This is a genomic window from Hydrogenovibrio crunogenus, assembly GCF_004786015.1.
Classification (GTDB): Bacteria; Pseudomonadota; Gammaproteobacteria; order Thiomicrospirales; family Thiomicrospiraceae; genus Hydrogenovibrio; species Hydrogenovibrio crunogenus.
Map to the genome: position 1 here is coordinate 1,247,950 of NZ_CP032096.1, position 15,043 is coordinate 1,262,992.

The 15,043-nt window shown below is 42.1% G+C and carries 11 protein-coding genes and 3 tRNA genes; 11 read left to right on the forward strand and 3 right to left on the reverse strand.

Annotated features, from left to right (window positions below):
• Positions 1-13 precede the first annotated feature (13 nt).
• Positions 14-1,228, reverse strand: coding sequence for a GNAT family N-acetyltransferase (locus GHNINEIG_RS05995; protein WP_223260847.1), 1,215 nt, complete (start codon positions 1,226-1,228; stop codon positions 14-16).
• 171 nt (positions 1,229-1,399) lie between these two features.
• Here GHNINEIG_RS05995 and GHNINEIG_RS06000 point away from each other — a divergent pair, with 171 nt between their 5' ends.
• Positions 1,400-2,677 carry an Nramp family divalent metal transporter gene (locus GHNINEIG_RS06000; protein WP_135795808.1) on the forward strand — a complete coding sequence of 426 codons (1,278 nt, stop codon included), beginning with the start codon at positions 1,400-1,402 and terminating at the stop codon, positions 2,675-2,677.
• 205 nt (positions 2,678-2,882) lie between these two features.
• Complete coding sequence (acnB, locus tag GHNINEIG_RS06005; protein ID WP_135795809.1) at positions 2,883-5,459, forward strand: bifunctional aconitate hydratase 2/2-methylisocitrate dehydratase; 2,577 nt, start codon at positions 2,883-2,885, stop codon at positions 5,457-5,459.
• 161 nt (positions 5,460-5,620) lie between these two features.
• Here the strand turns inward: acnB and GHNINEIG_RS06010 are convergent, their stop codons facing one another.
• Entirely contained in the window at positions 5,621-7,219 is a 1,599-nt protein-coding gene (locus tag GHNINEIG_RS06010) for a sensor domain-containing diguanylate cyclase (RefSeq protein ID WP_135795810.1), read from the reverse strand.
• Between the two features lie 93 nt (positions 7,220-7,312).
• Positions 7,313-8,251, reverse strand: a complete 939-nt coding sequence (locus GHNINEIG_RS06015; protein WP_135795811.1) for a S49 family peptidase — start codon at positions 8,249-8,251, stop codon at positions 7,313-7,315.
• A 79-nt stretch (positions 8,252-8,330) separates the two neighbouring features.
• Here GHNINEIG_RS06015 and uvrC point away from each other — a divergent pair, with 79 nt between their 5' ends.
• The 9 genes from uvrC to GHNINEIG_RS06060 all read left to right on the forward strand — a co-directional run bounded on the left by uvrC (position 8,331) and on the right by GHNINEIG_RS06060 (position 14,994).
• The gene (gene uvrC / locus GHNINEIG_RS06020; protein ID WP_135795812.1) at positions 8,331-10,172 is read left to right on the forward strand and encodes an excinuclease ABC subunit UvrC; all 1,842 of its coding nucleotides are present in this window, start codon (positions 8,331-8,333) and stop codon (positions 10,170-10,172) included.
• 88 nt (positions 10,173-10,260) lie between these two features.
• Positions 10,261-10,848, forward strand: coding sequence for a CDP-diacylglycerol--glycerol-3-phosphate 3-phosphatidyltransferase (gene pgsA, locus GHNINEIG_RS06025; RefSeq protein ID WP_135795813.1), 588 nt, complete (start codon positions 10,261-10,263; stop codon positions 10,846-10,848).
• A 111-nt stretch (positions 10,849-10,959) separates the two neighbouring features.
• A tRNA-Gly gene (locus tag GHNINEIG_RS06030) sits at positions 10,960-11,034 on the forward strand.
• Positions 11,035-11,038: 4 nt separating this feature from the next.
• A tRNA-Cys gene (locus tag GHNINEIG_RS06035) sits at positions 11,039-11,112 on the forward strand.
• Between the two features lie 53 nt (positions 11,113-11,165).
• A tRNA-Leu gene (locus GHNINEIG_RS06040) sits at positions 11,166-11,252 on the forward strand.
• A gap of 316 nt (positions 11,253-11,568) precedes the next feature.
• Positions 11,569-11,940 (forward strand): hypothetical protein, encoded by a 372-nt coding sequence (locus GHNINEIG_RS06045; RefSeq protein ID WP_135795814.1) that lies wholly within the window; start codon positions 11,569-11,571, stop codon positions 11,938-11,940.
• A 250-nt stretch (positions 11,941-12,190) separates the two neighbouring features.
• Positions 12,191-12,484, forward strand: a complete 294-nt coding sequence (locus tag GHNINEIG_RS06050) for a hypothetical protein (protein ID WP_135795815.1) — start codon at positions 12,191-12,193, stop codon at positions 12,482-12,484.
• A 43-nt stretch (positions 12,485-12,527) separates the two neighbouring features.
• Positions 12,528-13,705, forward strand: a protein-coding gene (locus GHNINEIG_RS06055; protein ID WP_135795037.1) for an IS3 family transposase whose coding sequence is annotated in 2 segments (ribosomal slippage) — positions 12,528-12,792 and positions 12,792-13,705 — 1,179 coding nt in all. Because the reading frame shifts where the segments join, the coding sequence is not laid out codon by codon here.
• Positions 13,702-14,994 carry a choice-of-anchor F family protein gene (locus GHNINEIG_RS06060; protein ID WP_135795816.1) on the forward strand — a complete coding sequence of 431 codons (1,293 nt, stop codon included), beginning with the start codon at positions 13,702-13,704 and terminating at the stop codon, positions 14,992-14,994. Before GHNINEIG_RS06055 ends, GHNINEIG_RS06060 begins: the two co-directional genes overlap by 4 nt.
• Positions 14,995-15,043 lie beyond the last annotated feature (49 nt).

Consider the following 15,043-nt stretch of genomic DNA (forward strand, 5'->3'; position numbering starts at 1 on the left):
ATTGATTTATAATCTAAAAGGTTTTAGGCCGTGTTTGGTAAGGAATATGCGCCAAGCAGTCGTCGGCATAATCATCAATCATCTGCCTTTCTTGTCGGATAAAATTGGCTAAGCCTTCTGGAAAAGGGTTGTCTTTAACCCAGTGAGTGGAACGCATTTTAACAGGCACAAACCCTCGTGCAATTTTATGTTCGCCCCCGGCGCCAGGTTCGAATACGCGCAAGCCTTTTTTTATTGCATAGTCGATGCCCTGATAAAAACAGGTTTCGAAGTGCAAGTGTTTGATATTCTCAGCGCATCCCCAGTGCCGACCATATAAGACGGTATCGGATTCGAACATCAAGGCGCCTGCGATACATTCATTTTCTCGATCTGCCAATACCAATACAATTTGGTCTGGCAAGGCCTTGGCAATGGCTTTGAAAAAACCTAAATTAAAGGTGGGTGTGCTCCATTTTTCAATAAACGTTTTTTGATAGAAAAAATCAAAGATTTCCCAATCTTGATCTGTGGCGGTGTGCCCATTTAAAACACGAAACGTAATGCCATTATTGAGAATGGATTGGCGCTCTTGTTTGATATTCTTGCGTTTTTTACGCTTTAAGGAAGCCAAGAAGTCGTTAAAAGTTTCAAACTCTTGGTTGAACCAGTGAAATTGACAGTCATGGCGAAAATAAAAATCAGGCAAAGCAAGTTCTTCAATTTGGTGTTGTTGATCTGTTTCGGCAAACAGGATGTGTACGCTGCTCATGTCCCATTCAGTTGCTAAACTCTGGGTGGCTTGAATTAAAGTGTCGAGTAATTTTTCTTGGCTGATGAAATCCACTTCCGCATCGATTAAAAACCGTTGACCTTGTGCCGGGGTATAGGGGACCGCAGAAACCAATTTAGGATAGTAGCTTAAACCAACTTGATGCCATGCTTGTTCCCAGGCTTGGTCAAAAACAAATTCGCCATAATTATTGTGCTTTTCATAAAGAGGCATGCCGGCAATGATCTTATCTTGGTAAGACAAGGTAATGTGATGCGGAATCCAACCGAATCTGTCACTGACACAGCCATGCGTTTCCATTGCCGATAAAAAGGCATGTTTTAGAAAAGGGGTGTTGTCTCGAATCAACCTGTCCCACTGATTTTTATCAATGGTCTGCATAGAAGAATGAACTTGAAGGCTGAGTTGGATATCGGATTCAGGCATATTGGCTTCAGTGAAAGGATTATGTTGCACTATATTTTAACACTGAATTCGGGTTGGTAACATGCAGTAAATAGTTGTTTCTCAACATTATACGAATGGTTTTATATAAACATTTCCTGATATATGTTATAAACTGAATCAGTTGTTATTTAGTCATAGCTAATTATTTTTTTAATTTTAAATAAAGAAAATTTATTTTATATGAATCATCAAACCGCAGAAAAAATGCAACATCAGCGATCGTTCTGGTATTTTCTGGGGCCGGCTTTTTTAGTGTCGGTTGGGTATATGGATCCTGGAAACTGGGCAACATCGATAGAAGCCGGTTCGCGTTATGGTTATGATTTTCTATGGGTTATTACGTTAGCCTCTTTAGTTGCGATACTGATGCAGCTTTTAAGTGCGAAATTAGGCATTGCGACGGGGAAGAACTTAGCTCAGATGATTCGAAGTCAACACCCAGGAAAAGGGGGCACTTTTTTATTGTCATCGGCTGCGTTGGCGATGATTGCTACCGACTTAGCGGAGTTTTTAGGCGTTGCCGTTGCTTTAAACCTACTGTTTGACATTCCTTTGGTTGCAGCTATTTTCTTAACCATATTTGATGTATTACTGATCCTTTGGCTAGAGCGTTTCGGTTTTCGCTGGGTGGAAATGACTATCTTTGGTTTCGTTGCAACCATTGGCCTAGGGTATGTGGTGGAATTGTGGCTGGTCCAGCCAGAATGGGTTCAAGTGGCTCAAGCATTAGCAGTTCCAAATGATACGATTATGGACACCACTGCTTTATTTATTGCGATGGGGATTTTAGGGGCAACGGTCATGCCCCATAATTTATATCTCCACTCGCACCAGGTGACGACACGAGCTAATTTAGCGGGTGAAGCGCTACAGCGTTTTTATAAGATGATGAAGTGGGATACGATTCTGGCATTGATGGCAGCATGGATTATTAATTCCGCTATCTTGATTATGGCTTCTGCCGCATTCCATGAAAAAGGGTTGTTAATTACCGATATTGATGAGGCTTATCATACCTTAGGTCCATTGCAGGGAAGTTCCGCAGCATTGACATTTGCGATTGCTTTATTGGCTTCTGGAATCGCCAGTTCAGCAACAGGTACTTTGGCTGGCCAAATTGTGTTTGAATCTTTTTTCAAAAAACATCCTGTTAATATTCTTAAAATTCGCGTTTATATCCGTTTGGCAACGATGATCCCTGCAGCAATCGCGATTCTGTTGAGTGCTAAGCCTTTAAGTTTATTGGTTCTGTCTCAGGTCATTCTGTCAATGCAGTTGCCGTTTGCGGTCATTCCTTTAGTGATGATGACATCTAACCCTGAATTAATGGGAGAGCTGGTGAACCAACCAATCACTAAGCTCCTGGCGTGGACAGCCACTGTTATTATTGTTGCTTTGAATTTGTGGTTGCTGGTCATGCTCTTTTGGGAAGGGGTTCATAAGGTGACGCTTCATTAAAGATTTAAAGCACCTTTTAATTCAATTTGTTAAAGAATAAAAAAGATTGGATTTTGAGTCATTTAATCAATCTGAAACACTGTGTAAATTCATTTTTGTGCTGACGGAAAGGATTATTTTTTAAGATGTCGCATGACTGGCTTAAGAGTTTGGGTTTGTCTATGATAAAATACTCCCAAATCTAAACAGAAAGGACTTAAAGAGTATGTTAGAAGCTTATCGTCAACATGTGGCCGAACGTGAAGCAGAGGGGATTCCTCCTTTGCCAATGGATGCAGAACAAACGGCAAAACTGGTTGAGCTGATTAAAAACCCGCCAGCGGGGGAAGCAGATTTTGTTTTAGACTTATTTGTGAATCGAGTGCCACCAGGGGTCGATGAAGCCTCATACGTTAAGGCAAGCTTTTTGGCAGACGTCGCGGCTGAGAAAACCAAAGTCGAGATGATTTCACCTGTTAAAGCGACTTTCCTATTAGGCACCATGTTAGGTGGTTATAACGTTTTGCCGTTGATTGAATTATTGGACAGTGCGAACACGGATGTCGCAGAAGAAGCTGTCAAAGCCTTATCAAAAACATTATTGGTATACGATGCTTACCATGATGTGGTCGAGAAATCGAAAACAAACGATTATGCCATGCAGGTATTGAAGTCTTGGGCTGAAGCGGAATGGTTCCTGTCGAAACCGAAAATGCCAGAGCAAATCACCGTGTCGGTCTTTAAAGTGGAAGGCGAAACCAATACGGATGACTTGTCACCTGCAACAGCTGCTTGGTCGCGTCCGGATATTCCATTGCATGCAAAAGAAATGTTGAAGTCTCGAATGGACGACGTGGATGGCACGATTGCCAGCCTTGAGGCAAAAGGTCACCCAGTTGCTTATGTCGGTGACGTTGTTGGAACGGGGTCTTCACGTAAGTCAGCCATGAACTCTGTTATGTGGTTTTTCGGGAACGATATTCCATATGTACCGAATAAGCGCCAGGGTGGTGTGGTACTGGGTGGCAAGATTGCGCCGATTTTCTTTAACACTGCAGAAGATTCAGGTTCTTTGCCTATTGAATGTGATGTCGAAAAACTGAATACGGGCGATGTGATTACAATTCATCCTTATGAAGGCAAAATTACGAATGAAGCGGGTGAAACAGTTTCTACCTTTGAACTCGCACCGGACACGATGCCGGATGAAGTCAGAGCAGGGGGACGTGTTCCCTTGATTATCGGTCGAGGTTTGACTGATAAATCGCGTGAGGCGCTTGGATTAGAACCTTCTGATGTGTTTATTCGTCCAACGGATAAGTCGCAGGCAGCGCATGGCTATACGTTAGCGCAAAAAATGGTTGGTAAAGCGTGTGGTATTGAAGGGGTTCGACCTGGAATGTATTGTGAACCACGCATGACGACCGTGGGGTCGCAGGATACAACCGGTGCAATGACGCGTGATGAAATGAAAGAGTTAGCTTGCTTAGGTTTCTCTGCGGATTTGGTGATGCAGTCTTTCTGTCATACTGCTGCGTATCCGAAGCCAGTTGATATCAAATTGCAACACTCTCTTCCTGATTTTATTACCAGTCGCGGCGGTGTGGCGCTTCGTCCTGGAGATGGTGTTATCCATTCGTGGTTAAACCGTTTATTATTACCTGATACGGTTGGAACGGGTGGGGATTCTCATACCCGTTTCCCAATCGGGATTTCATTCCCGGCAGGGTCAGGCCTGGTTGCTTTTGGGGCCACGTTAGGCGTGATGCCTTTGAATATGCCAGAATCCGTCTTGGTTCGCTTTAAAGGTGAAATGCAACCTGGCATTACGCTTCGTGATTTGGTAAATGCTATTCCGTATCAAGCCATTCAGGACGGTCACCTAACCGTAGAGAAGAAAGGTAAGAAAAACATCTTTAATGGTCGAGTACTCGAAATTGAAGGGCTAGAACACCTGAAAGCGGAACAGGCATTTGAATTATCCGATGCCTCTGCAGAACGTTCTGCCAACGGTTGTGTAGTGAAATTAGGCGAAGAACCGATCATTGAATATTTAAAATCCAATATGGCATTGATTGATTGGATGGTTGAAAATGGCTATCAGGATGCTAGAACATTATTGCGCCGACGTGATGAAATGCAAGCTTGGATTGATAATCCTAAATTACTGGAATCCGATCCAGATGCAGATTATGCTGCGGTGATTGAAATTGATTTGAATACCATCAAAGAGCCAATTGTGGCATGTCCGAATGATCCAGATGATGTGAAACTGATGTCTGAAGTACAAAATACCAAAATTGATGAAGTCTTCATTGGATCTTGTATGACGAATATCGGTCATTATCGTGCGGCCGGTAAAGTGCTTGAGCAAATGGGGAATGTGCCGACGCGTTTATGGATTGCACCGCCAACCAAAATGGATGAGCGCCAATTAATCGAAGAAGGTTATTACAGCATTTACGGTAAAGTGGGGGCACGGACTGAAATGCCGGGTTGTTCGCTTTGTATGGGGAACCAGGCTCGTGTTGCCGATGGGGCAACCGTGTTCTCGACCTCAACGCGTAACTTCCCGAACCGTTTAGGAAATGGTGCCAATGTTTACCTTGGTTCGGCCGAATTAGCCGCCGTGTGTTCTGTACTTGGGCGTATCCCAACCGTTCAGGAATATATGGACGCGGTCGCGATGCTCGATACGATGACGGGTGAAGTGTATCGTTACCTACAGTTTGATGAGATGGCGGACTATAAAGTGGAGTCGCCTAAAAACTTATCCGATATCGGGGTAGCTGTTGCTTCTTAACTATTTAAGTTAAACAGACTTTTCATAAAAAACCGTTTGGCGACTTTGTTGCCAAACGGTTTTTTTATGTCTGTTGGTTTTAGGGATTTAAATACGAGTTGAATAATGGAGCCAGGCCTGGCTGTTTTTATAAGAATGTGTGGGTAAGGCTGAACGCGGATTTAGTGAATTGCAGGGTTGGCCGTTACGCGATTCCGTCCATGTTCTTTTGAGTGGTAGAGCATTTCATCTCCACGCTGCATCAAACTTTCTGCAGTATCAACTGGACGGAGGTCTGAAACCCCGAAGCTTGACGTAATTTGCATATCGAAATCCGTCATGGTTTCAAGCTTATGTCGAAGTCTTTCCGCAACTTTTTCAGCATCTTGTAGGTTTGTGTTTGGTAATAAAATAACAAACTCTTCTCCACCCCAGCGGGCAAAAATGTCTTTGTGGGTTAACCCATCTTCAATGTGTCGAGCAACCTTTTTAAGGACTTTGTCTCCTACCAGGTGGCCATAAGTGTCATTAATTTTTTTAAAATGATCAATATCGAAGAAAATCAAACTTAAGGGCCACTGCTTTTTATTGCTTCGTTTGATGTTTTCATTTAACGCTCGTTTAAAAATACTTCTATTAGGTAAGCCTGTTAAATTGTCTGTTCTTGCCATTTTATGTAGTAAACGTCGCTGGCGAATTTGATTACGAATAAAAAAGAACACCAATAAGCTGATAATGAATAGCAAGAGTTCATTGATTAACAAGTGTTGTAAAAAATTTTCAGTAATGAGTTTAATACCGGGCTCTTCCTGATAGTTCACGATATAACCTACAGGTTTTTGTTCGATATTTTTTAACTGAAAGAAGTTCACCAAATAGTAGGTCTGATCAACATTGATCATGAAGTTACAGCTTTGACACTGACGATCCAGTTGTTTTAAAAACTCGCCATTTAAAGCGTTGTTAATTTGTTGAATTCTATTTTTAGGAATGGCATTGATATGGGACTTCATGCCTTCTACTGCTCTGTCCACTAAAAAGTTGTCGGAAATGGCAGAAGGGGCATAGTTTTGGCGTTCATTGGAGAATACTTTTTCTTTTACCAAGTCTTTTTTTAGTAACAGGCTGTAAAATTCTTTATTGCTGTGTGTCATCAATTCATAGATTGCGTCTACTGAAAAAGAGATCTCAACCGTTCCAACTAACTCATCTTTGTAAATAATTGGAAAAACATGACGAAAGCCATTAAAAATCCGACCTTCTTCAAATCCTGAAATAGGTGCTTTTGTTTTATTGACTTGTACGATGCTATAACGGACGCTTGATATGTTATCACCGTATTTTTCTGGGCGATGAAATCTTAAAAAGCTGATTCCGCCAGGCAGGTGAAAATGAAGCTGCCGGATGTGTTCAAGTTGTAAGAGTTGGTAGATGGGCTGGAGCTTATGATAAAGCTCTGTTCTGACCTTATCTTTGACCTGCGTATTACCATGATAAGCTTTGGCCATGAGTTTGAAGATATCATCTTTGTAAATTGAGGTTTGAAAAATGGTTTTTGCGTGAATGTTAAGCGCCTTTTTACTGGCGTTAAAACTATTCATTTCATGACTGCTGTCATAATTGATGAGGTGCTGTTTTTGGGTCGTGAAATTAGAAAACCCGACCCAAAAACTCATGCCACTTAAAAATAAAAACACACTGGTTGCGACTAGAAACGCAAGACGCTTTGACGAAAGAGAACGCCATTTGATGACCCGATGCTGTTTAGAAGAAGTTGGCATATTGCAGTCTTTATTCCATAAAATGGGGTTTGATCAAATTATATCATGCTCGTTTTAGGTTAAGCTGCTCATAACAAGGCTTCGTTTGTACCATTATTTTAATGTGGTGAAATACATCGAAAGCCGAGTAGCGGTTTCACTGCTGATATCACCCATTAATTGTTCCATAAAGGTTTTTTCCGCTTCATAATGACGTGTATTGGTTTGTTTGACGACTTCACGTTTGACGTAACCGATGTCACCTAAACCATCAATCATTCCATTCTTGACGGCTTCATCTCCAAGCCAAACCAACCCTGTATAGGTGTTTTCATTTTCTTTGATTCGGTCCCCGCGACCTTTTCGAACGGCCTCGATAAACTGTTGATGTGTTCTTTCTAAAATACGCTCTTGAAAGAATTGACGCCCCCCTTCATCTTTGGGGCTGAAAGGATCGATAAAGGCTTTATGTTCACCTGCATGCATAGAACGGTTTTCAATGCCCATTTTTTCCATTAAACCTGTGACACCGAATGTATCCATGCGTACGCCAATTGAACCAATGATGGAACCTTTGTTGGCATAAATTTTATCGGCTGCAACGGCGATATAGTAACAACCGGAAGCACAGAGATCTTCAACAACAACGTAAGCCGGTTTGTTATAAAGCTTTTTCAAGCGGGTAATTTCATCATTAATGAGAGCCGATTGCACTGGGCTGCCACCAGGTGAATTGGCTTTTATGATAACGGCTTCAGAATTGGGGTTTTTGAATGCGCTGTTTAATAACGGGTTTAAGGTTTCTGCACTGGTACGGCTACCTGGCATAATCGGCCCCTCAAGTTTCACAACCGCCACATGTTTGCTGCCACTCAATACATCCTCTTCTGATGTAAACTGGCTGGCAAGCATGACGATTGTCACAATGATGTAAAGAATCACCGAAAGTTTTAATAGGTTCGTCCAGCGACGACTCCATTTTTCTTGTTTAACAAAACTTTCTGCCGCACCCGCTAAACGATTTAAACCTTCATTTTGATTCTGATTATCCATTGACAATACCTTATAATACCCACAAGATGAATAAGCCTGTAAGACTCATAATTATTTTAATAACGCCATTCTAACTCAAATGCCAAATCAATTCGAAACCCAATTTGATATTGATGCTTTTCTAAAGCATTTAACCGAACGGCCTGGCGTCTACTTGATGTACGACGCCAGTGGTCAAATCATTTATGTGGGTAAGGCGAAGAACTTGAAGCGCCGAGTTTCCAGTTATTTCAAAAAACGCCATGAAGAGATTAAGACAGAAACATTGGTGTCGCAAGTTGCATCTATTGAAGTGACAGTGACGGATACGGAATCCGAAGCGTTGATCCTAGAAAATACATTAATTAAGCGCCATAAACCTCGCTATAACATCTTGTTTAGGGATGACAAGTCGTATCCTTATATTTTTGTATCAACAGGAAAAAAATTTCCCTCGCTAAGCTATCATCGTGGTGCAAAACGGAAAGTGGGGCGTTACTTTGGTCCTTTTCCAAATGCGTCTGCCGTGCATCAGACATTACATGCTCTGCAAAAGATTTTCCCGGTTAGACAGTGTGCTGAGAGTGTATTTAACCATCGATCACGCCCGTGTCTTCAATATCAAATTAAACGCTGTTCAGGGCCGTGTGTAGAAGGGTTGGTCACAGAGGATGAATATAAAGAAGATGTGCAACATACCATTGCTTTTTTAGAAGGGAAAAGTTTTGACGTGATTGAGTCGCTCGGGCATAAAATGCAACAAGCTTCCGATGAGTTTGAGTTTGAGAAAGCCGCAGTTTACCGAGATAAGATCTCTGCTTTAAGAGCGATACAAAGCCAGCATTTAATTAATCAACCCGGATCAAAAGATACCGATGTGGTTGCTTTAGCAGAAGAAGCGAACCAAGTGTGTGTATCAATTATGATGTATCGCGGCGGGAACTTGTGGGGCAGTCAGAACTACTTTCCTAAAATGGGTGGGCAATCTATTAATCCGGAAGAAGTCATTAGTGCCTTTATCGCACAACATTATATTGATCTACCGGTTCCGCAGATGATTTTAGTGTCTGATACATTGGAAGAAAAGCCGTCATTGGAAGCTTGGTTATCTGAACAGAAAAAGGCCAAGGTTTCGATTCGAAAAGCGGTCAGTCAAACACATAAAGGTTTGATGAAACTGGCGTTGACAAACGCTCAATCTGGTTTAAAGCAACAGCTGACGCAGAAAGCCTCACAAACGGACCGTGTCAAGGCATTGCAAGAGGTGTTAGCCTTAGCTTCACCTCCCAATCACATGGAGTGTTTTGATATTAGTCATACCCAGGGAAATCAGACGGTGGCCAGTTGCGTGGTGTTTAGCGAAGGGGTGCCTAATACCAGTGCTTACCGTAAATTCAATATCGAAGGTATTCAGCCTGGAGATGATTATGCTGCTATGCATCAAGCGATCACACGGCGTTACAGCCGTGTGAAGAAAGAAGGGTTACCGTTACCAGACCTTATTGTGATTGATGGGGGGAAAGGGCAGTTAAACAAAGCTATTGAGGTGTTTAAGACGCTGGAACTGGATAATCTTCCTTTGGTATCGGTTGCCAAAGGAGAAGGGCGTAAAGCAGGCCTGGAGATTTTATATACTCCATTCAATGAGGAAGGGATTGATTTAGAACCTGATGATATTGCATTGCATTTGCTGAATTATATTCGAGATGAAGCGCACCGGTTTGCCATAACCAGTCATCGTAGCCGCCGACAAAAAGCGCAGACACATTCTCGCTTGGAAGATATCCCTGGTGTTGGCGCTAAGACGCGTCATAAGTTATTAACCCATTTTGGCGGGTTGGCAGAAGTTAAAAATGCAGCGGTCTCAGAGTTACAAAAAGTACCTGGAATCAGTAACCGAATTGCTCAGACCATTTATGATTTTTTTCACGGGGAAATCTGATTTAGGATTATTTTTCATTTATTCTCATTCCGCTAGAGTGGTATGGTAATATTTTTTTAGTTTTTTAATGAGTTAACCAAAGACACTTATGACGTTACAATCTTTACCTATGATCATGACCTGGTCTCGAGTCGCCTTAATTCCTGTTTTTTTAGTCTGTTATTACGCCCCTATAGAGGATGCGCGTTTTTGGGCCGGCTTGGCCTTTATGATTGCGGCCATTACCGATTGGTTTGATGGCTATCTGGCTAGAAAATTGAATGTCAGCAGTAAACTCGGCGCTTTTCTAGATCCGGTAGCGGATAAATTGATTGTGGCAGCTGCATTGATTGTGGTGTCGGTTGAATATCAGAATATCTGGGTAACATTGTCTGCCATTGTGATTATGATGCGAGAAATCAGTATTTCTGCTTTAAGAGAGTGGATGGCGGAAAACAATGCGCGTGATGTGGTGGCTGTTTCCAGTTTAGGAAAAATCAAAACCGCTTCACAGCTGGCTGCATTAACATGGCTGTTGTATGGTGGCGAGCTTTGGGGGGTCGACTGGGGAACTTTAGGCTTCCCGATGTTGTATTTTTCAGCGGTGTTAACGGTTATTACTTGGTATCAATATGGGCGCGCTGCTTTGCCAGTCATGCTTGAAACCGTGTCGGACGAAACAAAAAAGTCATCATAATCAGCTGGTTAGTAAAAAGATAATTTCAACCATTATTTTTTTGTCATTTTTTTGATTAAAAAAGCTTGTAATTTTTCCGCAACCCCCTATAATACGGCCTCATTACGAAATGCGGGAATAGCTCAGCGGTAGAGCACAACCTTGCCAAGGTTGGGGTCGCGAGTTCGATCCTCGTTTCCCGCTCCAAATAGGCGGAATGGCAGAGTGGCTATGCAGCGGATTGCAAATCCGTGGACCTCGGTTCGACTCCGGGTTCCGCCTCCATTATGGTTTTGGGTTTTCGTATTGCATTTTTTCTGTTGGCGAACAGATTCTATGCCCAGGTGGCGAAATTGGTAGACGCAAGGGACTTAAAATCCCTCGGTGGCAACACCGTGCCGGTTCGATTCCGGCCCTGGGCACCATTTCTTTAAAGATATAATTTCCTTTATATCGACCTTCATCATTTAATTGCTTTTCTTGCATTCATTTTTCACAGTATTTCTATGTCTTTTTAAATTGTTTTTTCTTTCTTGAAATAGTCTTTTGCTAAAAATAGCATTACGTAGATGAGTCAGTCCTTTTCTTCACTTTGCTCCTTAATTTTTTGCGCTTAAATAAAATGTAAATATATTACATTTTTATTGACAGCCACGATTAAATCGTTCTATTATAAAGATGAAGCCAAACACTGAGTGCTTGGAAAGAATGTTTCGTTATCCAAGTTAAAGGAAGAAAACAATGAAAAAAAATACATTAATCCTAAGTTTATTATTATCTGGTGCCGTTGTAACCCAAGCCATGGCTGTTGATGAGGTTCAAACTCAAACTCAGAGCCAAGTGCAGGATCGTGTGCAAACACAAGAAAATAGAATGCAGCAAAACGGCTCGGGTCGAATGGGGTCCAGTGCACCTTCTACCCAAGGACAACAAAAACGTATTCAAAATCAGTATCAATACAATCGACAAATGCAACATAAGTACCAGAGAAGCGAAGGTGGGTTTAAAGGAAATGGTAATAGAACGTATGGCAATGGTATGAACGGGAATTCGAACGGTGGAGGTAACCGTGGCTCTATGGGTGGAGGAAATCGCTCAGGGGGTAAACGTTAATTGAGTACATTGCCTAGTGATAAAAAAATTTTAAAGTTTATAAAATAAAAAAAATGTAAAAAAAAGACAATTCAAATGTAACCATAGAAAAAATGCGTTATAGTTAATTTAAGGATGGCTGAAAGCTTGAAGATTTTTAAAAGAGAATTGAAGGGTATGCAGTCATTTATTTGGCTCAGGTATGGGTAAATTATTTAGTTCTTGAAATAAAAAGGCCATACCTGATTTTACCCCTAAGGAGGATATAATTATGGCAACAAAGAAATCATTTAATAATTTCAAGCTCTCAATGTTAAGTTTAGCTTGTATGAGTGCCATGTCAGCGGTACAAGCAGATACTATTGATGGAATTCAAGGAACAGATGTAGGAACACAAAGTGCACCGGTGACGAGTTACGACTTTACTTCACTTAAGCAGTTTGGTTATGGCGGTTGGAATTTAGATAATGTTACGGTCAATATTATCAATGCTGAAACGGGTGACGCTGTCGCTAAGTCTTTTGATGAGACTACGTGTAGTGGTAAAGTGAAATTGGCCACCTAATTGGAGATGCTAAAATGCATCTAAATCAAAAAGGTGAGTCAAAATGACAAAGACAAGAAGAACATTTTCAGCCGAATTCAAACTTGAATCTGCGCAATTGGTCGTTGACCAGGGCTATACGGCATCAGAAGCCGCTGAAGCCATGGGTGTTGGTTTATCAACGATGAATAAGTGGGTTAAGCAGTTGCGTGAAGAACGCAAAGGTAAAACGCCTAAAGCCAGTGCTTTAACGCCTGAACAGATTGAGATTCAGCAACTCAAAAAGCGGGTTAAGTACCTCGAAGAGGAAAAAGACATATTAAAAAAGGCTACAGCGCTCTTGATGTCGGATTCACTGAACAGCTGAAGGTCATCAAAAAGCTTCAGGAGCGCTATTCAGTCAAGCGTCTTTGCAAGGTCTTCCAGGTTCACCGTAGCACGTTTAAATACTGGAAAAATCGTCGCAGACGACCGAATGCCAAACGAGTTAAAGAACTCGCTATGGTTCGGCGAATTCATGCGGAAAGCAACGGTTCAGCCGGGGCAAGAACGATTGAGCAGATATCCTCTGATAGAGAATTACCAATCAGTCGTTATCGTGCTGGCAAGATGATGAAGCAATTGCGACTACAAAGCTGCCAGTTGCCGAAGCATAACTACAAAAAAGCGTTGCAAGAACACATTGCCATACCTAACTTGCTCGATAGACAGTTTTCACCGAGTAAACCGAACGAAGTGTGGTCGGGTGATGTCACCTATATCTGGACGGGCAATCGCTGGGCTTATCTTGCCGTAGTGCTAGACCTGTTTGCCAGAAAACCTATTGGCTGGGCTATGAGTTACTCTCCTGATTCGGAATTGACAGTCAAAGCCTTAACGATAGCTCATGAGTCTAGGGGGAAACCGGAAGGTGTGATGTTTCACTCCGACCAAGGAACCCATTATACCAGTGTTAAATATCGCCAATCGCTGTGGCGATACAAGATAAAACAGAGCTTGAGTCGCAGAGGAAATTGCTGGGATAACAGCCCAATGGAACGCTTCTTTAGAAGCTTAAAGACTGAATGGATTCCAACAGCGGGTTATCGGAATCTGGCAGAGGCCAAAAAACACATCGGAAATTACATTCTAGGGTATTACTCACAGGTGAGGCCGCATCAATTTAACGGCGGTAAAACGCCAAATAAGGCGGAGCAGATTTACTGGTTAAATTGCTCTAAAGACGTGGCCAAATTTACTTGACCACTACAACGGGAACTTATTCTGCGATGGTAGATGGTGAAACATTTTACAGTGCCATCTATGATGGTGCCAGCAATCTGACAGGGAAGCTGGCGAGTAAAGTTTGGCCTGTTGGAGAGCCGGCTGGTGTTAAAGTTTTGACCGATACTGATACGGTCTATGAAAGTAATGGAAAACCTGCCAGTTGCATTATGAGTACCGCTTATCATCGTTATTCTGATGATTCAAATTTAACCCCTCCTTCTGGTGCGGTGACAAGTGATGGGTTTTTAGATTCATCCTACCCAAACCCAACCATGTGTGACAGTGCTTTCCAAACGCATAAACGTTTTAAAGTCAGTGCGCAACCGGCTTCGCTAACGTCAGGTGGGATTGATATGGTCTTTAATGTCTCTGATGGTAATACAAGTGCTACTTTAGCTCCTAATAGTGCTACAAGATACATGGTACTGCAGAAGTTGAATAACTATACTGGTAAGCATTTATCGGGCTTTAAAATTCAAGTCGGAACAGGAGTGGGTGCAGCGTTTACAGCAATAGGTGCGGCTACCACTGTCGAATTGTCTGATGGTGCCGGTGAAAAAACAGGGGGGGGTGATATCTGGGGGCCAGAAGATCGCGCTGCTTTCTCTGCTGGGCTCTTTGGGCCAGCAGATCCGCCAAAACATCCTAACCCAGGTTTCTTTGACAATACCAACCGTGCAGGGTTTACTGATGCAGAAAATACAAATAAAGACGAAATCGCCTCTACTGGCACGATGACCAGTAACTATACGACGTTGTTTGGTGGCAGTAAATGGTTACCAGCTAAGTATCAGCCTAAAGGGATTTTCTATGACGATGATAATAATCCTGATACCGATGATCAATTAGTTGCTTGGTGGGGAGATAACCCGAATACCACTGTTGAGGATTATCAATGGTTGAAAGGGGATGCAGACAATTTTACTCCAGTACCCGTTGATACGTTGAACTCTTATGTTGGTAACTCTCAATATTACATTGGTGGTATTGAAGACACGGTCAACCTTGGTTTGACTTATGCTGTTGATGTTGGAGATATTGCTCCAGCTTCAGATACGTTTACGCTAAGAATGATTCCGATTGCAGACTCAAATCAATATGTTCCGGGGTATATGGAAGAGGGAAATCAGCCACCAACGGAATTGGTTTTGACTGGAGAAGGTGGAAGTTCATTCAGCGCTTACAATAACACAAGCTTGATTGCAATGATTTTAGGATTCTTAGGATTGGGTGCATGGGTTGCACGCAGAAAGCTGTCTAAGTAACGTTTAGAATTTAATAAGGTCTTATTAAGCGTCGTTCGGGTTTGCCGTT

What these genes read in the sequence shown, in the direction of transcription:
- GHNINEIG_RS06000 (WP_135795808.1), top strand. Translation starts at nt 1,400, where the DNA reads ATGAATCATCAAACCGCAGAAAAAATGCAACATCAGCGATCGTTCTGG.
- acnB (WP_135795809.1), top strand. Translation starts at nt 2,883, where the DNA reads ATGTTAGAAGCTTATCGTCAACATGTGGCCGAACGTGAAGCAGAGGGG.
- GHNINEIG_RS06010 (WP_135795810.1), bottom strand. Translation starts at nt 7,219, where the DNA reads ATGCCAACTTCTTCTAAACAGCATCGGGTCATCAAATGGCGTTCTCTT.
- GHNINEIG_RS06015 (WP_135795811.1), bottom strand. Translation starts at nt 8,251, where the DNA reads ATGGATAATCAGAATCAAAATGAAGGTTTAAATCGTTTAGCGGGTGCG.
- uvrC (WP_135795812.1), top strand. Translation starts at nt 8,331, where the DNA reads ATGCCAAATCAATTCGAAACCCAATTTGATATTGATGCTTTTCTAAAG.
- pgsA (WP_135795813.1), top strand. Translation starts at nt 10,261, where the DNA reads ATGACGTTACAATCTTTACCTATGATCATGACCTGGTCTCGAGTCGCC.
- GHNINEIG_RS06045 (WP_135795814.1), top strand. Translation starts at nt 11,569, where the DNA reads ATGAAAAAAAATACATTAATCCTAAGTTTATTATTATCTGGTGCCGTT.
- GHNINEIG_RS06050 (WP_135795815.1), top strand. Translation starts at nt 12,191, where the DNA reads ATGGCAACAAAGAAATCATTTAATAATTTCAAGCTCTCAATGTTAAGT.